The following is a 25,900-nucleotide window of genomic DNA, read 5'->3' as shown; positions in this document are numbered from 1 at the left end:
CACGGCCGCAGGCTGTCACCACACTGTCGATCAGGATGCCGCCGCAAGTGATGGCCTTCGGAGCAGTCATGAAACCGGCACCAGGTTGACGGGCGCACCCAGACCCAGCTCGGCGCGAATAACCGCGAGATGGTAGGCCAGCAGATGCAGAGGCGCGATCGCCACGAGTGCTTCGAACCCTGCTGGCACCTCAGGGATATGAAGAACCTCTGCACGGGCTTCGATTTGGGATGCCGGGCGCGACAATAGTGCGACGACCGGAGCCCCGGCATCCTCGGCTACCAGGACCGTGTCGAGCGCGCGTTCTTCTGCGATGGGATCCGTGGCGATCAGGACCACCGGATCGCCACGCTTGAACGAGCGATAGTGATGCACCTCTTCAAGCGGCAAGGCGAAGGCATGAATGGGCGAAAGCTCGCGGATCTTTGCGGCGCCAATCCCGGCGGCTGCAAAGTTTGGTCCAAGTCCCGTGGTCAGGACCAAACTGGCAGGAGCGATGCCACCCGCCAGAACCCGACACCGTTCGTCCAACCCGACGATCTGCTCATCGATGATAGAAGCCAGATCCCCGAGAAGCCCCGCGCTGCTGATGCCCCGTCCTTCGTCGCCGATCCGGGAGGCGATCTCCACAAGCAGCGCCATCGTCGCCGAGGTTGCCTGCGTGGGCCAGCCGCGCCGTGTGGCTTGGACCATCAGCGACATGTCGCATGCGGCGGTAATCGGACTGCCTTGGGTATTGGTCAGCCCCACTGTCACCGCTCCTTGCCGCGCAGCGGCGGCGAGGGCCTGCATCACGGCGGGTGTATTCCCGCCCGAACTAATACCGATGGCCAATGTGCCCGCACCGACCGCCACAGACGGGTAATGTGCATGCTCCAGGGCCTGCACAGCAAGAACGGGCACGCCCGACGCAGCCTCCATGGCATGGCGCATGGCCATGCCGGCAAACCAGCTGTCGCCGCAGCCGAATACCGCAATCTGCCGGAAGGGCGTCCGGGCTGCGGCAGAGGCCAGCTTCTCAAGTCCTTCGGCCGCACTTGCCAGCGTGTCGCGGATGGCCTTGCCCTGCCCCCCCATCTCGTCGCGCGTGCGCTGGACGCGGCCAAGCCGCGCCTCGTTACGCGCATCATCGCGTGAGGGTTCCGAAGTCAGCGCCCGAAGACGCGCCGAGAAATCGATCATTGTATTGTCCATGTTTTTTATCGTCCGATCCGGTCCAGCCCAATGGAGCGGGCAAGAATGACCAGGACGACCAGTGAAAACCCGATCTGGAGCGCAGATATTGCCGCGATCATCGGGGTGCTTTCGAACTGCACGAGGTAATACAGCTCGACCGGAAGGGGGCGTGCCCTCACATCAGAAGTAAACAATGCCACGGTGACGTTGTCGAAGGCTTCAATGAAGGTGAAAGCTGCCGCAGCTATTGCAGAAGGCGCGAGTTGCGGCAACGTGATCCGGAAGAACGTCTCTGACCGATTTGCACCAAGATTGGCGCTGGCCTCGTCCAGACCGGGATCAAGGGCGGCCAGCCGGGCCATTACGATCCGCACCACGAAGGGCAGGCAGAAGACCGACAGGCTGACGACCAGCATCAGGTCGGACTGCCGCCATGCGAAATACGCCCCGAAGAACAAAGTTGCGATACCGATGACCATCCCTGGCATCATCTGGGGCGAAAGAAGGAACGCATTCAGCGCGCTCTTGCCGCCGAACCGTCCCCGTATCGCGGCAAAGGCCGCCGGAATGCCCAGAACCAGGCAGACCAGCATCACCAGCCCCGCCACGCGCAGCGAGGTCATCAGCGCATCCATCAACTGCCGGTTCTGGAACACTTCGCCATACCAGCGAAGCGAGAAGCCGGAGGGCGGGAAGGCGATGTAACCGCGTGGCTCGAACGAGATGGCGATTACGATCAGGCTTGGCCCGACCAGCAGGAGGATCGAGAGGCTTGCCAGCCCGATCAGGACTGCCTTGCCGATGCGATCAGCCAAGGAATGCGTCATTTGGGAACCTCGCTCCACCGGGTCAGGCGTGCGCCGGCCGCGGTGATCAACAGGATCAGGAGGAAGCAGCTACCTAGCAGCAGGGTTGCAAGCGCGGCCCCGCGCGACCAGTCCAGCACCACGATCGTCTGTTCATAGACCTGCACTGCCAGGGTCGAGTAGTTGCCCCCGCCCAGAAGCTGCGGAATGATGAAGTTCGTGTAGGATACCGCGAACACCAGTGCGAAGCCGGCGACGATGCCCGGCAAGCTCATGGGAACGACAACTTTGAAAAATGTGGCTACCTGACCCGCGCCTAGGTTCAGGGATGCTTCCTCGTAGCGGCGGTCTCGTTCGGCTAGAACCGCCAGCAGCGGCAGGATCATGAAGGGAAGGTGGATCTGCGTCATGCCGATCAGCACTGCTGTTGAGGTGTTCAAGATCTGCAGCGGCTGTTCGATGAGCCCTGTTGACAGCAACGTTTGGTTGAGTAGCCCTCGCCGCCCTCCCAGGATCACGATCCACGCGTAGGCCCGGACCAATGCAGAAGTCAGCAGCGGAGAGATGATCGCCACCAGCAGCAGCGTCCTCCAGATGCCGTGCACATGGCTGAAGGCGTAGGCAACCGGATAGGCCAGGATCAGCGTCAGAGTCGTGGCCACGGCCGCAACCCAGAAGCTGCGCCAGGTCAATTGCCAGACCAGCGGATCGGTGAGCACGCCCGTCATATGCTGCAAGGTGAAGCTGTTGTCTGCAACCTGTCCTCGGTCGAGGGTGACAAAGCCGAACCCCAGCAGCGTCACGATGGGCGCGACCAAGAACACTGCAAGATAGACCAGCGCCGGAACTGCAGGCCAGATGCCGCCCCCTTCAAGGATCCGCCGGCGCCAGGAGGGGCGGCGGGCGGGCAAGGCGCCCAAGGTTGCGTCAGACATGTGCACCCTCCCTACCCAGCACGATTGCGCCTTCAGGGGATCGCACGCGCAGGGTCACATTCGTCCCTGGGGCCAGCGGGCCTGCACCCGGGGCACGTGCCATCGAAACCCTCAAGGCCTCGGGCATGCCGCAGTCCACCTCGTATTCGATTGTTGCGCCCAAGGCGGTGGCAAATCCGATGCGTCCGGGCCAACCAGTGGAAGTGCCTGGCACCACTTCGAAGTTTTCGGGGCGCACAATCATCACGGCCGGCCCATCAGGGCGCTGGGTAGCGACCGGCTGCGGAGTATCGGTGCACCCGCCCCGGACCTGCACCGGCATGACATTTGCGCGGCCGATGAAATCTGCGACGAACGGGGTAGAGGGTTGATCATAGATCGACAGCGGAGCTGCCAATTGTTCAATCCGGCCGCCGTGCATGACGGCGACTTTATCGGAGAGGATCATTGCTTCGGCTTGATCATGGGTGACAAAGATCGAGGTGATACCAATCCTGTCGATCAGCTTGCGAAGCTCGACCTGCATGGTGAGGCGCAGCTGCGCGTCCAGAGCATTGAAGGGTTCGTCCAGAAGAAGGACCTGCGGTTCCAGCACCAGCGCCCGGGCAATTGCTACCCGCTGCTGCTGGCCGCCCGACATCTGCTTGGGATAGCGGCCGCCGAAATCGGCCAAGGCAACGAGGCCCAAGGCCTCATCCACGCGCCGGGCGATCTCGGCCTTGGGGCGGCGGCGGATTGTCAGGCCATAGGCCACGTTCTGCGCCACCGTCAGATGCGGGAAGAGCGCGTAATTCTGAAAAACATACGCCACATCGCGCCGGTTCGGCGGCAGCATCGAGATGTCGCGGCCGCCTACCATCACCCGACCTGCGTCAGGATCAACAAATCCCGCGATGCTGCGCAGCAAGGTCGTCTTGCCACAGCCGCTAGGGCCCAGAAGTGTTACGACCGAACCCCCTTCGGCCACCAGATTGCACTCAGTCAGAACCTGCAGCTTGCCATAACTTTTGGACAGGCGGTCGATTTCCAGATCGCTCATAGGATCTCCTCAGGAATGGTTTGCGCAGGCACGGACAGACCAAGTCCAACGGGACCCATATCCGAAACCGCGTGGGCTCCGGTGGTCAGGGCAGCCTGCGCGGCAAAAAGGGGCGTCAGCCCCAGAGCAAGGCCTGCGGCAATGGCCCCTACAACCGCGTCTCCGGCGCCTGTAGGATCCACGACCCGAGCGGGATGGGCGGAAAGTCGATGCAGCATAGTTCCCTGCACCACCACGAGCCCCTGCGCACCGCGCTTCTGCACGATGCACGGGCCAGACGCCGCCAGCGCCAGTGCGGCCTCATCGTCGCCCAAGCCTGGGCAGAGAAGCCGGGTTTCCTCGCAACTCGGCGCAAAAATGGTCAGCCCCCCCAGAATGGCCAGCAATTCGTCAGCCTCATTTGCCGACACCCATTCAGATGTGTCGGCAACAACAGGACGGTCACCTGCCGCGTTCAGCACAGCCGTCAAACCTGAAACCGGCATGGGGGCCGCAACCAACACCTTGCCGACAGCGCCTGCGGGATTGGGCTGATGGGCCATTGTGGCAGCGATCCATTCTGATCTTTGGAAGTGAGGCGATTTCCGTGTTCCCTGTCCGTGCAGGATCTGGGTTCGGCGGGTGAGTTCTGGGCGACGTGTCACGCCACCGGTGACAATGCCGCACTCCGACAGAGCACGGGTCCAGCCCTCAGGCCAATCGGGACCCACACTTGCCACGATCTCTGGGGCCGCTCCTGCGTGCCGTGCGCCAAGAGCCGCATAGAGCGCCGCACCGCCGGGCTGCTGCCCTGCGGCAAGGCCGTCATGCGACAGGCTGTCGATCGACAAGTAGCCCAGGACGCTCACATGGGTCATGCGCCGGTTCCCAACAGGGATCGGCGGGTCAGCAGGCGGCTGGTGCGGAAGCGCGCCTCGTCGGCCTTGAGGTGCAGGCGGCGGTTCGGGTCGAGGCCGTCGGCAACGCCGACCGCGTAGGCCAGATGCTGGAGACCCGGCAGATGACACAAGCCAGCCGGTCCGACCCGCGGGACTGTGAGGCGTAACGATGCGCGCAGGACGGGCGCGTCATCGCTGTCCAGAACCAGTGTCTGCGTCCCCATCTGGGCCAGCGCGTCCGCCGAAGCGTCGGCATAGGCTGCCTGTGCCGGCGAAGTAACGATCAGCACCACCAGATCACCCGGGGGCATGGTCCAGAACTGGCTGTGAGCAAATTCCTCGATCTCAGCGGCCCAAACAGGCCGGGCGGCAACCTCAACACATTTCGCCGCGCCATAGCGGGCCAGACCGATCCCGGCTCCGGCGCCCAAGAACCGCAGGCCGGTCACGCCGCCCAAGTCGAGATCGCCCAACTTAGCACCAGCTGTCCGGTCAGCCTCGGCAAGGATCCCTGCACTTTCCTCGAGATCGAGGCCGGGTCTGCCCGACAGTCCCGAAATCAGGGCAAGAAGCGCGGCAATGGTTGCCGCGAAACTCGACGTTCCGCAAAGGAAAGGCGCCAGATCGGCTACATCCATGGACCAGCGGTCGCGCACCAACTGCCCCAGGCGGCCGCCCGTCCCGTTCACGATAGCCAGCAGGCGCAGCCCGCGATCGTGAACCAATTGGGCCGCCTCGACAGTGCGATCCACGTTGCCCGACATCGACAATAGAACCGCGACATCGCCTGCGCAGATGCGCTCTGGCTCTACAAGCAAATCCATCGGGCCGACGGCCTGCCAATCCAGACCCGCTTGGCGAGCCGCCTGACTGACAGTTTCGGCCGCAAATAGACCGTCACCGCAGCCGATGACCCACACACGACCCAACGGATTTTGGGAGGCAATTCCGGCTGCATGATCTCGGAGAACCACCAACCTCGGAGCGAGATCGCGTAGAACATCGGGCTGGCGCCCGATGTCGTCTTTCATGAACAAGCGGTCAGCCAGCATCAGGAATAGGTCCTGTCAAAGCGGTCGACGATTTCACCACGCTGCGGCGCGATGACAGACCAGTCCACAGTTTGCAGTTTGGCCATCGCCTCGGGTGTGGTCGGTGTGTATTCGGCGGCTGCGCTAGGAACCTCTACCCCAGTAACCGTGGGTCCGAAGAAGTAAGGGGCATCGGCAGCGCGGGCCTGATATTCGGGCGACAGAAGGCGGTTCATCCACTCGTGAACCAGATCAGGATGCTGCGTGCCCTTGATCTGGGACGTCATCGACAGCACCACAATCGGACCTGGATCAGGCATCACGAACCGGATCGGCAGCCCCTTACCCGCTGCCCCCGCAGCATCGTTGTTCCAGATCGGCGCCATGGCAATTTCCTCACGCTCCAGCATCTGGATCAATTGCGAGGGAGACCGGCCGATCACGGGCTGCAACTCCTCCAACGCGGCCCAACCTGGTTCCAAATCGGACTCCGATCCGCCGCGCAGTCGTGCCATCGCAACCAAGGCTCCGAGGCCTAGGTTGGAGGAGGCACGGGGAAAGCCGACCTTACCTTTGAGCTCGGGCGCGAAAAGGTCCTCCCAGGAGGTCGGCGGCGTGTCGACCATTGCTTCGTTGTAAGCGATCCCGATCAACGAATAGCTGGTCGGCACGCCGAACCCGTTTGCAAGTTCCATGAACTTCGGATCGACATTGGCCGCATTTGGAACCGCTGCGGCATCTAGCGGCACGATATAGCCCTCCGTTTGGGCGATCAAATGCGGAGGCTCGCCATTGGGCATCACGTCATAGGGCGAGAAACCTTGCGCCGCCTTGATCTGCGCCACGATGTCCTGACTCTCGCTTGGCACCAGACGAACAGTGAGGCCGGATATGTCCGCCTCCATCTGGTCAGCCAGCCAACGGTGCGGTTCCTGCAGTTGTCCGGCGAAACTGACGACGATCAGTTCGCGCGAACCCTGGGCACGGAGGATGCCGGGCATGGCAAAGGTCGCGGCGCCAAGAGCCGCACCGGTTCCGAGGAAGTGACGACGGGAAAGGGTCATGTGTTTTGTCCTGTTCATGAAGGATCAGACGGAGAATTCACGATCGAAGCGGTCGACGAGCTCGGACCGCTGCGGCACGATCCGGGTCCAGTCGATCGTCTGCAGCGCGGCAATTTCTTCAGCTGAACTGGGAGTGAACGGCGCCGCCTCAGGAGGAACCTCCACTCCGGTGACCGTAGGCCCGAAGTAGTAGGGTGCGCCGGCTGCATGGGACTGATATTCTTTCGACAAGATCCCATTCAGCCACTCCGCCACAAGCTCAGGGTGAGCCGAATTAGCGAACCCCGAAAAGAAGGACAGGATTGCGACCGGCCCGTCAGCAGGTTTTACGAAGGAGATCGGCAAGCCCATCTGGGCCAAACCGGCCGTGTTGTTGTTCCAAAGCGGGGCAATGGCGATCTCTTCGCGCTCCAGCATCTGTGTCAGCGCCGCAGGTGACCTGGCGGCGCGTGGCTGCAGTTCCTTCAGCTTCTGCCAGCCGATCTCGAGATCATCCTCGGAGCCCCCGAAAGTCTTGGCGGCCTGCACGAGAGTAGCCAAGCCCAAATTTGATGACGTCCGTGCGATGCCGACTTGTCCTGCGAAACGTGGAGCCCAGAGATCGGCCCAAGTCTGCGGAAGTTCCGACACAACGTTGGTATTCACTGCAAGTCCGACCAGCGAATACGTCGCAGGCACGCCGGCGCCTTGGCTTTTTGCCACGAAATCCGGCAGGGCATTCGCAAGATTGGGAATTTGTCCGTCATCTCGCGCAGCCAGGTAGCCTTCGGACAGACCGATCAGATGAGGTGGCTCATCATTTGGTCCCGCGTCGTAGGGAACGTAGCCTTGGGCAGCCTTTATCTGTGCCACGATGTCCTGACTGTCCGATGGAACCAGCCGGATCCGCAGGCCTGGGTGCTTGGCTTCGATCTGGTCTGCCAGCCAACGGTGAGGACCTGACAGCGCCCCCGGATAGGTTACGATGACAAGCTCACGGCTTCCTTGGGCCAAGGTCGGAAACGCCCCCGACGCGGCCAACACGATGCCAGAGCCGAACATGCCAAGCATGCTTCGACGATCCAGGTCCATACCTGAAACTCCCTGTTGAGGATGATGAAGTCGAAAAGCGGAACCCTGGAGCCGCGCAGCGGCACGTCCGTTCAGGATCTATTATGTAAGAAGATTCCGCAGGTCGGAACGAGACCGCTCAGGGTCTGTCGTTGCCGATTGTATGAAGCAACGTCACATAAAGGCGGCAAGACCGTGATTTCCAGCTGGTGAGGCGGCGCCGAGATTTGCAGGCAGTTGTAGGAGAGCTGCAAGAGCCCCCTAGCAATGCGATTCTCATGGCGACGGAACGGTCCATATCCGAAGTGAAGCAAAGAAAAGCCGTTCGAGCAAGCTTTCATCCCGTCCTTCCGTCATTTTGCCCTTCGAACATCGTCCGCTGCAAATTGGAACGGCAGTGCAAGAGGCATCCTTGCTAACGAGCTTCCTTCCTCAGGCGCTGACTTGCTTCGATCTTGCGCGGGGATGGAGCTCAGTTCAATTGTCACCGTTGTAACAATCGATCACGCACTTACCTCTCTTCCGCAGAATCTGGAGGTAACTTACCTCCTCTTGAGATAAGCTGGTGGTAACTTTGACGATGGTTCTGTTCACCTGCTTAAAGATCATTAAGCCGGCAAATGCGGCAACTGGTGAATGGTAAAGCGCCTATTGGTAATCCTCCCCGTTAAACGGGGAGGATTACCGTCGGGCTGGATCTGGCCAAGAACGTGTTCCAGGTTCATGCCGTTGATGAGAACGGTGCTGTCCTCGTGCGGCGGCAGGTCAGGCGGGCACAGGTCCCCTGCTGTTCTTCTCACGCTTGCACCCTTGTCTCATTGGCATTGAAGCCTGCGCGGGAGCTCATTACTGGACCCGGGAACTGGCAAAGCTTGGCCACGAGGTGCGATTGATCCCGCCCTCCTATGTCAAACCTTTTGTTAAGCGGGGCAAGACTGATGCGGCCGATACAGAGGCCATCTGCGAAGCCGTCACTCGCCCCAACATGCGCTTTGTGCCGGTCAAGACCGAGAGGCGGCAGGCGGTCATGATGCAGCACCGGACGCGTGACTTTCTTGTCCGTCAGCTGACACAACTCGCCAACGCAATCCGGGCGCATTTGGGCGAGTTCGGCATTGTCGTTCCGAAGGGTGTTCATAACATGGGTCGCCTCATTGCCGAGGCTGAGACAGTTGATCTGCCGCTGGAGGCACGGATGCCGCTCGACCTCCTCGCCGGCCAGTTCCGCGACACCAAGCAGCGCATCGATGTCATGACGGCCCAGATCAAAGCCGATGCGGAAGTGGACGAGACAGCCCGTCGGCTCCAGACAATGCTTGGCATCGGGCCCATTACCGCCAGCGTTCTGGCGGCAACGCTGCCCGATGTGTCGAGCTTCCGGTCAGCCCGTGATTTGCCTGCCTGGCTGGGGCTCACGCCCAAGCCCAATCAAATGGCGGCAAAGAAAGGCTGGGCTCCATTTCCAAGATGGGCAACCGATACATCCGACGGCTGCTCTATCTTGGCGCCATGGGCGTGATCTCCGCGCACAGGCTTTCTGAACCCGGCACTGATTGGCTGGGGCGCCTGGTCGCGACAAAGCCGCTCAAGGTTGCAGCCATCGCTTTGGCCAATCGCATGGCGCGGGCGATCTGGGCCATGCTGAAAACGGGCGAAGCTTAGAGACCGGCTTGAGCAGATAGGATTGCAGGCCGCTGCTGGCCTGAACAACGTGGCGATGGCAGAGTGAGATGATGGCACACTGACGGACATGAGGCAGGGACACCCCGTTCGAACCGGAGCGCCTCGAGCGCGTGCCATTGATGGGGACCCGGGCCTCAGGCGGACCTCTCACTCAGGGCGCGCGGTATCACCGCAGCTCAGACGCCGAATACATGGCCGCACCCGACCAGTTTCCGAACATCACAAGCCTCTTGCCACGCGGGAACCATCCATACACGGTTCGAGGCGCGGCCCGAACGCCATGAAGCAGAATATCGGCAGTTCGCCCTTTTCGCCACTGCCTGATGCAAGCGGGTATGATCCGATCGAGGATCGCCTGCGGGCGAATGTCCGAGTCACCATTGTGGCCATGTTTGAAGAGGAACTGGCCGACTTTCTCGGACGCCTGCGTTACGGCCGCGGCAAAGAGCGGGTCAATGGCTACCGCCACGGGCATCGCGACCGACAACTGACCGGCACATTCGGCACCAAGACGGTGCGCGTTCCTCGTGCCTGGATCAAGAACGAGGCCGGAAAGATCACCGAATGGCGTTCGAAAGCGCTGCCCCGCTACAGGCGGTCGACAAAGAAGGCCGAGGCACTGATCGCGGCAGTTTATTACCCTCAGGGTGCGGCCTTCAGAAAGTGCTCGAAGAGGGAAACGAGGTGATGCTCACCCTTCCCAGATGGCGTGACGAGAAACCTAAACTCCACTTCGTAATACTTGATCAGGTCTTGCACCGTGGCACCATTTCGATTGGTGACTAGCACCGACTTCTTGGCGAGATCACACTCTGCGGCCAATCCAACCACCGCTCGCCCGAGCGGCAGAGGAAGATTGCCACCATAGAATTTCGCCTCGGCATGCGCAATCACGCTGCCATGAACTGGGTCAGTGCCGAGTAGGCGACATGTGTCCGCGGCGGCTGAGGATAGAACCAGCAGGTCAAACTCATGCAGAACGTTTGCTGGCTTCTTTTTTAGAGTGAAGACATGCGGTGCCTTGCCAATTACCTTCACGCCGATGTGTGCCTCAAGGTCCGCCTTGCCGGACTTGGTAAGATGGACGTGCGTGAAGTTCACCGAAGGCAGCCGACCGGGTCCAAGGCGAAAGACAACACGACTTGTCGGATTTCCCATTCCGTCTCGAAGTTTGTGCGCCCAGCCTTCTTTCGCCGCGGCACGTAGGAACAAGGTCAGAACGTAGCCCTCATAGATATCATGAGAGGCAGTGTTGCTATTGTATCCGAGCGTGACCGCGCTTCCGAAAGCCGCTTGAACTGTCGCCAGTAGGCTAGTCGATACTACCAAGCTGTTCCCTCAGCATCTGAAAAGCATAACGCTTACTGGCAAGCTCCTGTATTGTCTTACGCCGCAAAGCACCGCGCGGTTGGTCGATCATTTCACTGGCCGACCCACGCTCAGCGGCGACAACAATCGCGCCATCGACGTCTACACTGCCATCGGGCTCGAAGTCGACCTCGTCGGTGCCTAACGTTTCTAGCATTGCGAGTTCTGCTTGAGCCAGATCGACAGTTACGCTCTCGGCCGCATCGAGAAGCGCACGAGCCAGCCAGCGGCGTTGCCAGCCTGGATCCAAGGCCGCCTCGGCCTGCTCCCGAGCCCAGCCGAACCCGTTATCGTCCAGCAGGGTGCGCAGCCCGACGATCAGGTTTTCGATCTCATCGTCTTCCATAGCTTCTGTTCAATCCTGACTTCAAATGCTGATCTCTCATCTTCGGTCTAAGCTGTGGAAACGCTGGAGGCTGCCGTATGACCGTAGCTGGCGCATCGGTGAAAGCACATTCTCGAAGCTACAGAGCGAATAGTTTGCTGTTCGCGACTGCCTCGGGCCACGCTCGACGGCATCCGCAAACATCCTGAAAAATGTCCGCATCACGATGCATCCGCAGCAGCGACATCAGTGACACGCTGCCAAGCCGACTGATAGTCGGGTCCGAGTGAACTGGGGCGCTGCGCCGGCGGTGGTGCTGTCATCTGCACTGGCATGGGAGCTGGCAGCTCCGGCCCGACGATGATCGCCTCTCCCTGAGACAGCGCCGGAATGAACGCCGTTGCACTTCGATCCATTTCACCGCAGGCCTTTTCGATGGTGTCGCGATCCGCCTCATTAGTGAGCCGGTGAACGATGAGGGTGCCGAGCTGGCTCAGCACGTCCTGCGGAACGTCCCGTGGCCGCTGTGTGGCGAGGGTGAGAGTCAGCCCATACTTCCGACCCTCCTTGGCGATTAGCCCGAAGGAATCCAGCGTCACGCGGTTCGCCTCGTCACCGATCGAACGTCCGATGAATTGGTGGGCTTCATCGAGGAAGCAGACCACCGGCGTGTTCCTAAATGCGTCCGAACGGGCGCGCCGCAGCAGGTATCGCCCAATCGCGTTCAACAGAAGCTCCCGGGTGTTATACTTAAAACTGACATCCTTGAATGACAGGACGAGCGCCCCAGCCGAAGGGTCGGTGATGAAAGCCTCGATGGCTGCGCAGACATCATCCCCGTCATCTTGGAAGATGCAGGCGAGTTCCGGCGCATTGAGGTATGTTTCCAATCGGATGATCAGCGAGCTGCAAAAAGTGAACTGCCGCTGGTCATGAGGGCCGAATGATCGATCGTCATCCCGATTGAACAGGTCGACACATTCGTGCCGGATCTGGCTCGCCAAGAGGTGAATATCGAAATTGCAGATTTCGGAGCCGACAATGTCTCCGAGCTGCAGTTCAGCCATGCCGTAAGCAACCCGGGACTTGCCTGCCTTAAGGATAGTTCCACGTTGTTCGACATGAATGTCGCCCACGATTCGTTGACCGTTCATGACCTGAAAGGTCCAGTGGGTGCCGTGATCGGTCAACTCGTAGGGGGGCGCATCCGGATCCAAGAGTTTCTCGACCATCCGCAGGCTTTTCACGGCGTTCCGCAACATGGGAAGCTGAGCCTGCGCAGTCGGGGTCAGGAGGGCTCGAAGATCCTCCTCGGCCAGCGACCGATACGGAAAACGACCGAGGCGTTGCGCTCCTGTCGCTCGCGAGAAGGCGAACTCTCTGGCGTTTGGGATCCTGCCGGCGAACTCTCCTGTCGGATCAAAGAGGATGCACTTTCCGCCGGATCGCGCTACCTCACCCACCAGCCGGGATAGAGTCCAACTCTTGCCGCCGCCCGTCGCGCCGAAGATGCCGCAGTGTCGACCAAAGAGCTTCTCTGGCGGTATGCTGATCCGCGCATTCTCCAAGCCAGAGATCGTTCCAAGATCAATCATGGTCGGATCGGCAAGGCCCCCAGTCAACGCGTCCTGCAGGGTCTTCGCGAGAGTTTCGCCATCGGCGAGATACACGGCATCGCCGATCCTCGGCTGACAGTTGATGCCGCGTGCGACCTTCTGGCTGGTCTTGTCGATTGACGCCAACATCTGGATCCGCCCCGACGGAAATGTCGTCGCGGTGACCTCCATCTGACGATCTAGGTCAGCGCGGTCCGTCTGCCTGATACCCGTTTCCACGATCCGGCCCAGAACTGCCTGCTGGTCGCAGTCCAAGATCACGAAGTCCCCCACAGTCCCTTTCGCAAGTCCGCGCCTTCCCGCTGCAGCAAGGGCATTCGGCATCGTGATCTCAGCCATGGCCGCTGTGAGGCGGATCACCGTGCCGATGCGGCGGTCGGCATCCGTCAGTGCAGCGGCTTCTGTCATTCGGTGGCCGCCTCGTTGACCTTGGCGAGCAGCGCCTCAAGCCTCTGACGATCGGTCATCCCCTCGAGCTGGGGGATGGCCGCCACCAAGTCATCGAAGCGTCCGTTCAGGACGGTCACACGACGGTCGCTATGCAGCGCGAGCTGCAGAATCCGCTTCTGGTGGAGATTGCGCTTCGTCATGTCGTTCGGGATTTCGTGCTGCCCGGCCTCGAGCAGATCCTCAGGCACGAAGCAGACATCGCACAGGATGAGGTTCAGGCTCAGGTTCGACTGCAGTGCGCTCCAGATCGGGGAGCTGATATGATCATCCGCGAAACCGAACCCCGATATGATGAGCATCGTGTCGGGCTCTCTCAGGGCAGCCTGCAGGGCCGCGAACATGTCAAGGTAAGGGGCGTCGAAGGCCTCCTGATACTTCGTGGACCGGGGGTAGATCAGCACTGGTTCCCCGCGTGAACGGTCCATTTCAAGGCTGCGGAACACCTCGTCGCCTGACCGCCTCCAATCAACAGATCCATGAAGCTTGTAGAGCTGGAACACGCCGTCGACGAAGTCTGCCCTCGCGGTGCCCACGCGACGGCGGACAATATCATGATCGAAGTTGTCCCGGTTATATCGTTGCCGCGCACTATGCGAAAAGCCGTCTATGAGAACCGCGTTAAGCCGCAAGGCCGCCTCTTCGACGCACAGGTCGTAGTTGGTCGTGAAGATCCTGACCCGTGGCTTCTCAGGACTCCTGCGGCCGAACTTCGCAAGCAGATCGGCATGCGCGGACAACTCCGTTGTGGCGTTCACGAATCCGACCTTGCCAAGGATCGTCTCCTCCGCAAGCTCCACGAAGTCCGAGAGCCTTTCCATCTCCGCTGCTGTAGCCACCTCCTCGGGACCAAGCTGCGGAGCAGCCCCCGGCGCATTCTTCAGCGTCTCCTTCATCACTGAAAGAAGCTCCAAGCGCATTTTGCAGAGGCTGAGTAGCCGCTCAATATTACCCGCTTTCGGACCGCCTTCCGGGTCTTCTCCAGGAACGGTCCCCACCAAGGATTTGACTGTCGCGTCAAAGGACCCGGCTTGGCTCTCTTCGCATGCTGTCCTGACGGCCATCCAAAGGTCCTTCATCCCAGGTGCGCTCGGGCCGAAGGTGTTCCGCGCGCAAAATGAGGCCCCGGACCCGAGAAGGATGATAACGTTCGTCGCGTGTAGGGAGTCCTGAAGCGCTTGGGTTATTGTGGCGCGACACCCTCGGGATGGATGATCAGACGTCACGACGGTCGGATCGTCCGAGTCGCCCCAAGCCTTCCAGGTTCCACCTGGTGTCAGCAGCCGGAGATTGTCAGCTCGAGCAGGCCGGTCGCTCCAGTAAGACGTCATTGCTATCCCTGTCAGTGCCTTAAAGGCTAACTACAGCAAAGCCGGCGCCAGATCGCAATCAACTATTCGAATGCTGCCCATTGAGAACTGAACAGTTTAAAACTGGAATTTTCGGTTAAGCTTTTCTGGCTGGCGAAGGAGCTGAGAACAGCGAAGGCATCAAAGCTCATCCGCTGCTTCGCAACTTCGCTGACCGCTTCACACAGGGCAGGTTCTTGATTAACTGTGGCCCACCCATGTTGCCCCTCCTTTTCGGAAAATAGCGCGGAAATACGGTTGGAGGACGCCCTAGGCCGAGAGCGGCAGGGCGTTCAGGTCTGTGCGGATCTGCCGCCACGTCGGCATGTATCGATCAAGGACGCTCAAGAAGACCTCGTCGTGTCGCGGAGACACAAAATGCGCCACTTCGTGGAGAATGACATAGTCGAGGGCTGCCAGCGGTTTCTTTGCTAGGTCAAGGTTCAACCAAACGATCCCCCGGTCAGGATTGCAGCTGCCCCATTTCGTTTTCATCAGGCGAATGCCCCATTTGGGCACACTGACTTCCAGGCGTTCCGACCACTTCAAGATCCGGGATGCCGCGCGCTCCCGAAGTTGCCCCCGATACCATTCCGACATCCAGCGCGCTTTCTGGTCTGTCGTCGAGCCCTCAGGCACCCTCATCGTCAGGCGATCGGCGGCGTCTGACTGGATCACGCAATGGTTCTTGCTGTTCGTCTGGACCAGCAGCCGAAGCGGCTTTCCGAAGACGAAATGGGTTTCTCCAGAGACATATAGGCGTTGGGCTTGCCGCGCCTGACCTTCGAACTCGCGCTGCTTCTTCCTGATCCAGCCAAGCCGGGTCAAGACTGCCACGCGGATCGCGTCCTCGCTGATTGCCGGAGGCGCTGCAACGCGCACACGACCGGCCGGAGGATAGACCCCAATATGCAGGTTCTTGATCGGTTTGCGGACCAGCTCTACCGAAAGCCCGGCGATTTCGATCAGCTCAGTATTCATCATGCGACCGGATGATTTCGATGGTGCGGTCAACGGCGTCCTCTGTCTCGAGAAGCTCAAGCAGCTTTCGGCGCAGCATCCGTTCCTTCATTCTGTTCCCGCGCCAACCGGTCTGCGCCGTGCTGCAGATCGCCTCATCGACAGCCATGGCCTTGGCTTCGTCCCGCCCGAGATTGTCATAGAGAGCTTTTCTTCCCGGCGTGATCATGCCTGACGGGTATTCGCCGCCGTGTCCTGCCTTTGCCGACCTGATCAGGTCCGCTATCTCCGCTAGATACTCCGCGTAAGCGATCGCGTCGTCTTTCCGCTTCTTGACGAGGTCTCTGAGCAACTCGGACATGCGCTCGTAAAATGATGGGTTGATCGGCGTTTCGCTGGTGATCAGGCGGCGCAGGTTGTTCTCGATGGCTTCCGCCACGTTCTCGCGTTTCTTCTTGAGGGTCTTCGGCAGCGCCTCTTCTGCCGCTGCCCCTTTGCTGGCCACGAGGTCGATCAGGCTGATGTCGTCCAGGTGTGAGATGATCTCGGTCTCGTCGGCCTTGATGTAAGTGTCGATCAGGTGTCGCATCGCAGGCTCGAACTGCTTCAGGTCAACAGCATCGCCGCTATGCAGTCGCACGGCGTCGCGCAACGCAACCGCACGCTCCACCTCGTTGCGAAATCGAGCCAGTTCCAGATCGTTGACGCCTGACGCGGCAGGGTTGTCTGCCACGGCCGCAAAGGCGCGGGCAAAGGCACCCGCCAGCTTGTAGAGCGCCTGGCGACGCCTAGCTTTCTCATCGGCCTCAGGATCGCTTTCCCAGCCTCCGGGGCTGGAGAAATACTCAAGGACCTGCTCGTCCCCTTTGGGTTGCTCAACGGGATCAAGTAGCCCGAACCATGCATCGCGGGCGGTCATAAGGTCTTCATTCGCCTTCTCGGCCCGCGAGGAGATCAGCCCCGCGACATCAGCCGCCTCGAACGCATCGAAAGCGCCCGAGGTATAGTCTTCGACAGCCGTCTCGATGTTCTTGAACAGGTCCTTGTAGTCGACGACATAGCCATAATCCTTGTCGTCCCCATCTAGGCGATTCACCCGGCAGATTGCCTGGAACAGCCCGTGATCCCGCATCTGCTTGTCGATGTAGATGTAGGTCGCCGTGGGGGCATCGAACCCGGTCAGCAGGCGGCTGACCACGATCAGCAGCTTCATCTGCGCAGGCTCCTTGCGGAATTTCCACAAGGCTTCGGCTTCATAAGCTTCCTCGTCCGTGCCCAGGTCGGCCATCAGCCGGTCATAGACGCGATAGACGTATTGCTTTTCGGTCTCGCCCATCCCGGCTTCCTCGCCGGTCAGCTCCGAGGCGTTACGCGTGTAGGACGTGACGATCGCGCATTTTCCTGCGAGGTCCGAGCCGGAATTGCGGAAAATCTCGAACAGTCGGCAGGCCTCGGGGATCGAGCCGGCAACCAGCATGGCGTTGCCCCGGCCTGCTTTCAGGCGCGGCTTTTTTGCCATGTCGAAAATGATGTCGGCGGCGATCTGTCCCAGCCGGTCTTTGGAGGACAGCACGCGCTGCAATGTGCCCCAGCGCTGTTTCAGCGTTGCCTTTGCCACCGGGGTCAGACCCCTCGTCTGTTCCTCGAACCAGTCGTCGATCTTTTTAGGCGAGGAAATCCGTTGATCAATGTCTCGGGCCTCATAGCGCAGATCCAGGACCACCCCGTCCTCGACAGCTTCGTTGAAGCGGTAGGGTGTGCCGATATAGGGGCCGAACACCTCCAGCGACGTCTGCTTGTCGGATCGCAACAAAGGTGTGCCGGTGAAGCCGAAGAACACCGCGTCCGGCAGGATCATCCGCATAGTCCTGGCGAGCTTACCTGACTGCGTCCGGTGCGCCTCGTCGATGAAGACGAAAAAATCGCCCACAGGGGCACCGATCTGCCCGCGTTGGATTTCGGTGATCATGCTGCCCACCTCGTCCTCTTCCCGCCGTCCGAACTTGTGGACAAGCGAGGACACAACGCGGTCCTTGGGATCGGTCAGTGCCGCCAGCAGGTCGGCGCCCGATTTGGCGCGGCGGACCTTGTCGCCGGTATTGCCGAACACCGCTTCGATCTGATCGTCCAGTTCCTTGCGGTCGGTTACGACCAGGACGCGTGCATCGGGCCGGGCCTCTCGAATCCAGCGGGCCAGCATCACCATGATCAGGCTTTTGCCCGAGCCTTGGGTCTGCCAGATGATCCCGCCCTTCCGGGCTGCGACCGCATCCTGCGCGGCCTTGACCGCAAAATACTGATTGGGACGCGTGACCTTCTTCATACCCCCGTCGAACAGGATGAAGTCGTTGATCAGCTCCAGGAACCGCGCAGGCGCCATCATCTGCGAGACGTCGCGCTCCAGCGGCAGGGTGATCGGGCTTTCCTCCTTCCAGGCCAGCCAGTAGGGCTGGGGTGTCTGGATCGCGGCATAGCGCAGACCCTGCATGTCATTGCCCGCGAAGGTGATCTGCACCGTGGTGAAGAAGTGCCGGATGAATTCGGGGCGCTGGTTGTCCAGCGTCTGACGGATGCCTTCTGCCAGATCGACGGTGGATTTCTTCAGCTCGACCAGGCCCATGGCGATGCCGTTCACATAGAGGACCAGATCCGGGCGCTTGTTGTAGGCCTTGGCGTTCTTGGCGCTGACGGCCACCTCTTCGGCGATGCCGAGGTCGTTTGCGGTGGGGGCGTCCCAATCGATGAAGCGCACGGTGACCGGGGCCTCGCCGGGGCCGGGGGTGACCTGCACGCCATAGCGCAGCATGTCATAGGTGGCGCGGTTCGCCTCATAGAGCTTCAGCCCGTCCATCCGGGCGGCGCGCTGCAATTCGGCGATGGCCTTTGTTGCCACCTCGGGGTCATGACCGCGGGAGAGCAGCCAGGGGCGCAACAGGGAGGGTTCGATGTTGGCATTGCCCTCACGCTTCTGCCAGTCGCCGAGGTATCGCCAGCCAAGGCCTCCGATCTGCCCGGAGGTATCGCCGCACAGCTGCGCGATCATGCGGTTCTGCGTGGCGCGTTCCGGATCGCCGATGGCCATGGAAATACCCCCTAAAATACTCGTGCCTTAGTCAGACCAGCCTGACCCGCCCTGTCAAAAGATTCTGCATCATCCCCTCCTTGACCGCCCGCGCCTTGGCGAGGCGAGCTTCGAGGGTCTGGATTTCAGCGTCCATGTCGTCCAGCACTTGAGCGACGGCGTTCCTTTCCGCCGTGTCTGCGGGGAAAAACACCTCGAAGGCCCGGATCTCTGCTCCATTGACTGAGTCGAAGGTGGAGCCTTTCGAGAGTTTGGCCCATTCCGGCTCTTTCGATACCATGATATGGTAGACAATCCGCTGATCGGTTCGCAAAGCGCAAACGCCCCGGCCAAGACATACGTCCATGTCAGTCGTGGCAATCTCTCCGACCGGAGCACGCACGGTCATTAGATAGTCGCCGGCCCTCCCCATTTTTGTGACTTGGCGCGTGAACACCCTTGTGATTGCTTTTCGGTCTTTGATGTCCGCGTTTCCTTGGATTAGCGGCAAACCATCTCCCGCTGAGTTATAGGCAGTCGAGCTGGGAGACTGGCCCATGATTATTGTCACCAGCTCGCCCAACTTCTTCACCTCCCAATCCCCCGAGAACCCCGGGAGGCGGCGGCGGGCGGTAAGGAGGTCTTGCATCGCCCCCTGCTTGATCAGGCGCTTCTTGGCGATCACCCGCTCCAACCCTGCCACCACTCCATCCGCATCCGACAACGCGGCGGCGATGGCTTGTTGTTCGGCAATAACTGGCAGTGGAAGGCTAAGGCCTGCAATCCTATCGGTGTTCAGGTTGGGCTGCTCGTTGCCTGCAGCGGCCTGAGACCGAAGCCGTTCGGTTTGCGAGTTGATCCAGTAGGTTAAGAATAAAGGATCGGCTGCCGTGAGACTTTCGAGTGCAGCGATGCCGTCGTTTCCGCAACATTCAAAGCCAAGAACCTTTGCAACTCCACATTTCCAGCCACTATTCGCAATAACGACCATACCTGGCTGGAAATGACGACTGTGCCGCGATCCTTCTTCGGTCAAGAAGCCGACGGTTTCAGTGATCACGATTTGGGATGGACTGACGTTTGTGATTGCGGCCACTGTCAGCCAGGGAATGAAATCTCCACCGAAATAGCGAGGATCACCGGCAGGCCGAGGCGAACTTCCGCGAACGACCTTGCAGACATCGCCCAGTCGGACTTCGGGCCAAGGCAAAACTTCAGGCATCGGCAAACCCCATCGCCGAGAGATGCCCGGCGACTCGCGCCTCTAGCCCGGCCAGATCATCCATGATCTGCGGCAGGGTCTGGCCATAGCGTTCGGTCAGCACCCGCACGCGGGCGGTCAGGGTCTCGGTGCGCGCCTCGACCTCGGCCCCAATGGCCGCGGTGATGTCGGCCAGCCACTTGTCATACACTACCAGAAGGCAGATCTCTTCATCCGTCAGGGTCGGATATTGCTTCAGCACCGCCTCGTTCAACCGCGCCTCGGCATCCTTCGCAGCTTTCTTCGCCGCAGCCTCGGCGGTGATCAGGCGCGCGGCCTGTTTCAGCAGCGGCCTTTCGTCGGCCTCGGCCTCGCTCGAGGCCTGGCGCACCTTGACCGAGGCGGCGGTCAGCTTGCCGGTATCGGTCATGGCAAATTCCAGCAGCCCGCCCTCGGCCCCGTGTTCCTCGGCCAGTTCCTCGATCTCGCGGCCCAGTTCCTCGGCCCGGGCGGTGGCATCATCCAGTTCCTGCTTGAGGTCGGGGAAGAAGCGCGCAGTGATCAGGCGCGGCGGGATCACATCGGCCACAAGGCGCACCTTATTCACCATCAGGTCGCCATCTTCCAGCCATTTGACCTTGCCGTCCGCGCCGGTTTCCTTGCGCGCCTCGCGCAGCTCGCGCGCCGCCAGCCAGCCACCGCCCGAGATGATGAACGCATCGTCCTGCATGCTGGTGGCCCAATAGGACATCAGGCGCTGATAGGCCTCGTATTTGTCCACCAGTGGCGCGGCGTCGAAGCGGGTCAGCATGTCCTCGGCGATGCTGTGGATCAGGTCGCGGGGATGATCGCCCTGCCGGATGTTCGTCAGCAGCCGTTCGTTCGCCGTGATCCAACGGTCGAGGATGCTTGTGACCTGCGTCCGGAAGGCCGCAAAATCTGGATGGTTGCGGATGGTCGCGCGCACCTGGTCGGGGGCGACCAGCGGGTCGGCATAGCCCTGGCGCGGGTTCGGCCCGAAGAGCGTCGCGCGTAGGTTGGGCATGACCTCCCAGAACTCGCTCAGGGCGTCGATGTCACGCTCTGGCACCCCGCCGTGCAGGTGGGCGGTGATGTCTTGCAGATCCTCGGGCTCGGAGCCGTCGATATAGCGCGGGATGTTCAGGTTGAAGTCGTTGCGGGTGATCTCGTCGAAGGGCACGAGGCGGGAATAGCCGGGGATCGTCTGCTGCCGTGTGAAGGCATCAACGATCTTGTGGATGTCACGCTCGCGCAGGCGGTTCTTGTTGCCGTCCTTGATGAAACCACGCGAGGCGTCGATCATGAAAACGGGACGCTCGGCGGTCGCTTCGGACTTGTCCAAGACGATGATGGAGGCCGGGATGCCGGTGCCGTAGAACAGGTTGGCAGGCAGGCCGATGATTCCCTTGATGTAGCCGCGTTTCAGGATCCGCTCGCGCAGCTTCGCCTCGGCATTGCCGCGGAAGAGGACGCCGTGGGGCAGGATGACGGCGCCCGAACCGGTGGCCTTCATGGAGGCGAGGATGTGCAGCAGAAACGCAAAGTCGCCGTTCTTGGCTGGCGGCTCGCCATCGTCGAAGCGGCCGTAACGTGTTTCGGCTGTCAGGCCTGATGCCCAGGCCTTGGCGGAAAACGGCGGGTTGGCGACGACGAAGTCGAAGGTTTCGAGGCTCTGCGCGTCAGCCAGGAAGGCAGGCTCTGCAATGACGTCGCCTTGCGCGATTTCCGCTGTGGCCCGGTTGTGCATGATCATGTTCATGCGCGCGAGGCCGCGGGTGGCGATGTCCATCTCTTGCCCGTAGATGCCGATGGGCACGCGGGCTGTTTCGGCGGCCTTCAGCAGAAGGGAGCCGGATCCGCATGTAGGATCATAGACCGACTGTCTGGGGCTTGTAGCTCTGCTGACGCCAGCCACGGCGGCGACGACACGCGACACCTCGGCAGGAGTGTAGAACTGACCCTTGGACTTGCCCGCCTCGGTCGCGAAGTTGCGCATCAAGTATTCGTAGGCGTCCCCCAGGATATCGTCGCCATCGGCACGGTTCTTGGTGAAGTTCAGCTCTTCTCGGCTGAAGATGTTGATCAGCGCCGTCAAGGTGTTGATCATCTTCTGGCCGCGGCCGAACTTCTCGGGGTCGTTGAAGAAAGCCCTGTCAATGACGCCGCTGAGGTCGTTCTCCTCGGCAATGTGCGCGATGATCTTGTCCATCCCTTCGCCGATGTCCTTCGATCCACGCAGGGCCTTCATGTCGGCAAATGACGCGCCAGTCGGCACTTCGATCAGTGCATCAACCTGGCCAGCGCGGTCGGAGACGTATTTCACGAAGAGAAGGGTGAGAATGTAATCTTTGTAGAGTGAGGCATCCATCCCGCCCCTCAGCTGATCGCAGCTCTCCCAGAGGGACCTGTAGATGTCACTTTTCTTGATGGCCATGGATCTATCTAGCTCGTATTCGTTCTTGCTGCCCGATGCGCAGAGTGCGCCGCTCCCTACCACAGCCACAGCCTGTGGCTATGTCGAAGCAGACCTAATCTCTGCGCGACAAAGAGACCAAATGGGAAGCGCAAACAGGATCAGCTACTGTTCGAATCAAGCAGCGTCCGGTTATGCCCTTACGTCAGGCACGCAGCTACCCTTAACCGGCCGCTAGAAGAAATCGCAGCGAAAGTTCGCATTCCACGCTGAACTTCGCCATCTGTTCCAGCGCTCAACCGACCGCTATCAATCCCGAGGGCAAACGTTGTGCAGGAGGGCCGTCCGGGGGCAGGTCAGCTGTCCTTTCCGGCCACTGGCTTTCTCTTGCTTAACCGAACCAGCTTTGACCCTTTCATCAGCCCATAGCCGCCATTGCGAATGTTGAGCTCCTCGCGGGTGATACGCCCGGACCGCAGATCGTCGTCATCAGCGGCGCGCGAAGCTGCCTTCTGTCGAGCACGCTCCTCTGGATCAAAGAATGACACTCGCATGCTAAACTCCTGCTGCTGGAAAGAAGATTGCGCCAAACTTGACCGGTAAACAAGGCAGGCTTGACGTCATTGTCTTGCCAGAACGGCGGTGGGCATGATGGTTGCAAGATCGCTTAAGGCACCTCTTCGGCAGGCGCTGTAGAACACTGAGGAGCGGCGGATGACCCTGCAACCGCTCGTCATGTCATGACCGACTTGTTCTCCAGGTCCGCTGCACGTTCGAGCATCCGCAGAACCGTGCGCAGGCTCGGGCGGGAAGGTGCAGCGGGTGCAACCCTGGAAAGCGCCTCAGTCACGGACCAGATTGACGTCTCAGACAGACCGCGCCCTTGTCCCTCACGCTGGGCGAAGGAGATCAGGTCCGGCAGGCCGATTTCCTGGAGACGGAGGATCATGCAGCGACTGAGCAGCGGTTCCGGAAGCGGCGACAGACTGTTGGTCAGCAAGATCCAGCTCACAAAAGACATGTCAAAGCGCACGCGGTAGTAAGGGCAACTCCAGTCAGCGGCGGTGCTGGGTTCAAGAAGCGGTAACAGCGCCTCCGCAAGGCCGAAGGATTGGTCTCGTCCGGACTTGACGCTACCCGCCTTCTCCAACTCGTCGATCATGACGATGGGGTTTCCGGTCAGTTTAGCCATGATGCACTCAAGGACCCTCCCCGGCCGGGCACTCGACCAGCCACGCTGACAGCCGACGACACCGAAAGAGGCGTTCTCGCCCGTCGCATCCACGTCCACCTTAGCGGTGCCGATCAGCGCTCCTAATCGACGCACCCAATAAGTCTTCCCGATGCCCGGCGGTCCGTCGAGGATCACTGGCGGCATGCGGAAGCCCGCCCAACCTTCGCGCACCGATCGACGCATGGCATGCCAAGCGTGCTCGGTCGCAGGCGCCATCCAAGGCATCTCGCCGTGTAGGCGTGCGGCCAGTTCGTCAGCATGATCCAAGCTGGAGATGCGAGCCAAGGCGACACCGTTCTTCAAGGACGAGAGGTTCTGGCGATCCTCCCGATTCAAGTGGCTTAGGCCCGTTCTGCGCAGGACCCCGTCATGCAGGCGCACCGCATGTCGATCCACGCGCTTCATGTCGTCTAGGGACAGCCTAATCCTCTCGCTCTCCTCGCCTTCGATCGGCCAGTGCCGCTCCTCTTTCGACAAATCGACACCCGCACGTCGGGCGCGCAACCACTTCAGGTGCCTGGCCAGGTGAGAGCTGATCTGTCGCGGATTGAGCGAGGGATCGGGAAACGTGGCCTTCATGATCGGAAAGCGTGACATCGGGGTTCCTCAACTGATCGCTCCGCCGCATGGCGGACGAGCCTCCCGCCAGATCATGCGGCGCGGATGCTGAATTTCAGGAAGGACCCGGGTCTGTCAGGAAGTCATGCAAGCGGCCAGAGCAGCCGTCAAGCCGGGGCGCCAGATGAACAAGAACCACGAGGGCGATAACCCGGCTCAGACGCCAATGAGGGCAACTCTTTGACTTTTCTCGGAAACTGATTGCATAGCCTAGGCGGTGGAAGTTTTATGGTTGTCAAAAAGGAAGCGGATCCGGCCGAAAGGAAGTTTTATGCCAGCCGGAACACTTTCCTACACGGTGTCGAGGTAAAGCTCGACCGTTTCCTCGTCCGACAGTTCCGCCATGTAGTGCAGTTCCTGCCGCTTGGTCATCACGAAGTTCTCGATCAGGTGGCCGGGGAATATCCGGCGCATCTCGGGGCATTGGTGGAAGGCTTCGATGGCCTCGCCCCAGGTGCCGGGCAGTTGCGCCAGCTTCTGGTCATAGGCATTGCCGCGGAAGGGGTCGGGCGCTTCCAGCTTTTCCAGCAGGCCGTTCAGCGCCGCCCCCAGGATCGCCGCCACCGTCAGGTAGGGGTTCACGTCGCCGCCGGCGACCCGATGCTCGATCCGCCGCGCCTTCGGGCCTGACGACGGGATGCGGATCGCGGCAGTCCGGTTCTCGTAGGCCCAGCCGATGCCGGTGGGCGCATGGGCGTTCGGGACAAGGCGGTCATAGCTGTTCTCGTGCGGGGCGAACAACAGCGTGGAGCCCGGCATGGCGCGCAGGCAGCCTGCGACCGCGTGGCGCAGTTCCGCTGTCCCTTCGTCCCCACCATTGTCGAAGATGTTGCGCCCTTCCTTGTCGAGGATCGAGAAATGCATGTGCATCCCGTTCCCCGAGAATGTCTCGTAGGGCTTGGCCATGAAGCTGCCCGCAAAGCCGTACTGGCGGGCAATCCCCTTGACCAGCATCTTGAACAGCCAGGTGTCGTCCGCCGCCTTCATCGGGTCGGGCTGGTGCATCAAGTTGATCTCGAACTGCCCCGGCCCTGCCTCCGAGATGGCCGTGTCGGCCGGAATATCCATCGCCTCGCAGGCGTCATACAACGTGGTGAAAAACTGGTCGAAGGCATCAAGGGCGCGCAGGCTCAAGACCTCGCCGCCCGTCCGGCGCTTGCCTGACCGGGGGCTGGGCGGGACGCGCAACTGGCGGCCGGAATCGTCGATCAGGAAGAACTCCAACTCGGTCGCGACGACCGGCGTCAGGCCCGCCTGCTTGTAGCGTTCGACCACGACGGCAAGTGCCTGCCGGGGATCCCCTTCATAGGGTCGTCCGTCCAGGTGAAACATCCACAGTGGCAGCAGCGCGGTCGGTGCGTCCAGCCAGGGCATCGGCAGGAAGCCGCGTTCGGTGGGCAGCAGCAGCCCGTCGGGATCGCCGATCTCGAAGACCAGGGGGCTGTCCTCGACATCCTCGCCCCAGATGTCCAGGTTCAGGACGGAAAAGGGAAACTTGGTTCCTTCCTCCAGCAGCTTGCCCGCATAGCGGGCAGGGACGCGCTTGCCGCGGGCGACCCCGTTCAGGTCCGATGCGGCCACGCGGATGGTCTTGACCTCGGGATGTTCTTTCAGCCAGTCCATGA

General features: G+C 61.0%; 19 protein-coding genes and 2 pseudogenes. 3 read left to right on the top strand and 18 right to left on the bottom strand.

Translation table 11 applies throughout. The features are described 5' to 3' along the window. Positions 1-66 precede the first annotated feature (66 nt). From FIU66_RS06690 to FIU66_RS06655, 8 genes are read right to left on the bottom strand one after another with little or no spacing between them, the layout of a single operon-like run. On the bottom strand, positions 67-1,182 hold the full coding sequence (locus tag FIU66_RS06690) for an SIS domain-containing protein (RefSeq protein ID WP_167621977.1): 1,116 nt from the start codon (positions 1,180-1,182) through the stop codon (positions 67-69). A gap of 17 nt (positions 1,183-1,199) precedes the next feature. Further along, a complete protein-coding gene (locus FIU66_RS06685; RefSeq protein ID WP_167621976.1) occupies positions 1,200-1,991 on the bottom strand; it encodes an ABC transporter permease in 792 nt (263 codons plus the stop codon). 8 nt (positions 1,992-1,999) lie between these two features. Next, positions 2,000-2,917, bottom strand: a complete 918-nt coding sequence (locus FIU66_RS06680) for an ABC transporter permease (protein ID WP_167621975.1) — start codon at positions 2,915-2,917, stop codon at positions 2,000-2,002. Beyond that, positions 2,910-3,956, bottom strand: coding sequence for an ABC transporter ATP-binding protein (locus tag FIU66_RS06675; protein WP_167621974.1), 1,047 nt, complete (start codon positions 3,954-3,956; stop codon positions 2,910-2,912). The genes FIU66_RS06680 and FIU66_RS06675 overlap by 8 nt, the downstream gene beginning before the upstream one ends. Next, positions 3,953-4,813, bottom strand: coding sequence for a carbohydrate kinase family protein (locus FIU66_RS06670; protein ID WP_167621973.1), 861 nt, complete (start codon positions 4,811-4,813; stop codon positions 3,953-3,955). Before FIU66_RS06670 ends, FIU66_RS06675 begins: the two co-directional genes overlap by 4 nt. Then, positions 4,810-5,886, bottom strand: a complete 1,077-nt coding sequence (locus FIU66_RS06665) for an SIS domain-containing protein (protein WP_167621972.1) — start codon at positions 5,884-5,886, stop codon at positions 4,810-4,812. The genes FIU66_RS06670 and FIU66_RS06665 overlap by 4 nt, the downstream gene beginning before the upstream one ends. After that, positions 5,886-6,929, bottom strand: a complete 1,044-nt coding sequence (locus tag FIU66_RS06660; RefSeq protein WP_167621971.1) for a PotD/PotF family extracellular solute-binding protein — start codon at positions 6,927-6,929, stop codon at positions 5,886-5,888. Before FIU66_RS06660 ends, FIU66_RS06665 begins: the two co-directional genes overlap by 1 nt. Before the next feature lie 24 nt (positions 6,930-6,953). Next, complete coding sequence (locus tag FIU66_RS06655; RefSeq protein WP_167621970.1) at positions 6,954-8,000, bottom strand: PotD/PotF family extracellular solute-binding protein; 1,047 nt, start codon at positions 7,998-8,000, stop codon at positions 6,954-6,956. A gap of 781 nt (positions 8,001-8,781) precedes the next feature. Between FIU66_RS06655 and FIU66_RS06650 the strand changes: the two are divergent. From FIU66_RS06650 to FIU66_RS06645, 3 genes and pseudogenes are all read left to right on the top strand, one after another. Next, positions 8,782-9,449, top strand: a pseudogene (locus FIU66_RS06650) (IS110 family transposase); the annotation flags it as partial. Between the two features lie 39 nt (positions 9,450-9,488). Further along, the gene (locus tag FIU66_RS18320) at positions 9,489-9,641 is read left to right on the top strand and encodes a hypothetical protein (RefSeq protein ID WP_370528961.1); all 153 of its coding nucleotides are present in this window, start codon (positions 9,489-9,491) and stop codon (positions 9,639-9,641) included. 301 nt (positions 9,642-9,942) lie between these two features. Then, a pseudogene (locus FIU66_RS06645) lies at positions 9,943-10,299 on the top strand (transposase); the annotation flags it as partial. Positions 10,300-10,304: 5 nt separating this feature from the next. Here FIU66_RS06645 and FIU66_RS06640 read toward each other — a convergent pair. The 10 genes from FIU66_RS06640 to FIU66_RS06595 form a co-directional block, all read right to left on the bottom strand. Continuing rightward, the gene (locus tag FIU66_RS06640; protein ID WP_167621969.1) at positions 10,305-10,763 is read right to left on the bottom strand and encodes a hypothetical protein; all 459 of its coding nucleotides are present in this window, start codon (positions 10,761-10,763) and stop codon (positions 10,305-10,307) included. A gap of 211 nt (positions 10,764-10,974) precedes the next feature. Then, positions 10,975-11,376 carry a hypothetical protein gene (locus tag FIU66_RS06635; RefSeq protein ID WP_167621968.1) on the bottom strand — a complete coding sequence of 134 codons (402 nt, stop codon included), beginning with the start codon at positions 11,374-11,376 and terminating at the stop codon, positions 10,975-10,977. A 200-nt stretch (positions 11,377-11,576) separates the two neighbouring features. Further along, the gene (locus tag FIU66_RS06630) at positions 11,577-13,379 is read right to left on the bottom strand and encodes an ATP-binding protein (protein ID WP_167621967.1); all 1,803 of its coding nucleotides are present in this window, start codon (positions 13,377-13,379) and stop codon (positions 11,577-11,579) included. After that, on the bottom strand, positions 13,376-14,482 hold the full coding sequence (locus tag FIU66_RS06625; protein ID WP_240544756.1) for an SIR2 family protein: 1,107 nt from the start codon (positions 14,480-14,482) through the stop codon (positions 13,376-13,378). The genes FIU66_RS06630 and FIU66_RS06625 overlap by 4 nt, the downstream gene beginning before the upstream one ends. A gap of 555 nt (positions 14,483-15,037) precedes the next feature. Continuing rightward, positions 15,038-15,751 carry a M48 family metallopeptidase gene (locus FIU66_RS06620; RefSeq protein WP_167621965.1) on the bottom strand — a complete coding sequence of 238 codons (714 nt, stop codon included), beginning with the start codon at positions 15,749-15,751 and terminating at the stop codon, positions 15,038-15,040. After that, complete coding sequence (locus FIU66_RS06615; protein WP_167621964.1) at positions 15,738-18,809, bottom strand: type I restriction endonuclease subunit R; 3,072 nt, start codon at positions 18,807-18,809, stop codon at positions 15,738-15,740. The genes FIU66_RS06620 and FIU66_RS06615 overlap by 14 nt, the downstream gene beginning before the upstream one ends. 31 nt (positions 18,810-18,840) lie before the next feature. Further along, positions 18,841-20,010 (bottom strand): restriction endonuclease subunit S, encoded by a 1,170-nt coding sequence (locus FIU66_RS06610; RefSeq protein WP_167621963.1) that lies wholly within the window; start codon positions 20,008-20,010, stop codon positions 18,841-18,843. Beyond that, entirely contained in the window at positions 20,003-22,507 is a 2,505-nt protein-coding gene (locus FIU66_RS06605) for a class I SAM-dependent DNA methyltransferase (protein ID WP_240544755.1), read from the bottom strand. The genes FIU66_RS06610 and FIU66_RS06605 overlap by 8 nt, the downstream gene beginning before the upstream one ends. Before the next feature lie 649 nt (positions 22,508-23,156). Beyond that, the gene (locus tag FIU66_RS06600; RefSeq protein WP_167621962.1) at positions 23,157-24,254 is read right to left on the bottom strand and encodes an AAA family ATPase; all 1,098 of its coding nucleotides are present in this window, start codon (positions 24,252-24,254) and stop codon (positions 23,157-23,159) included. Positions 24,255-24,566: 312 nt separating this feature from the next. Beyond that, positions 24,567-25,898, bottom strand: a complete 1,332-nt coding sequence (locus FIU66_RS06595; protein ID WP_167621961.1) for a glutamine synthetase family protein — start codon at positions 25,896-25,898, stop codon at positions 24,567-24,569. Positions 25,899-25,900: the final 2 nt, after the last annotated feature.

The sequence above is a fragment of the Paracoccus sp. AK26 genome, assembly GCF_011801365.1.
GTDB lineage: Bacteria > Pseudomonadota > Alphaproteobacteria > Rhodobacterales > Rhodobacteraceae > Paracoccus > Paracoccus aerius.
This window is presented reverse-complemented; position numbering and strand designations above follow the sequence as displayed.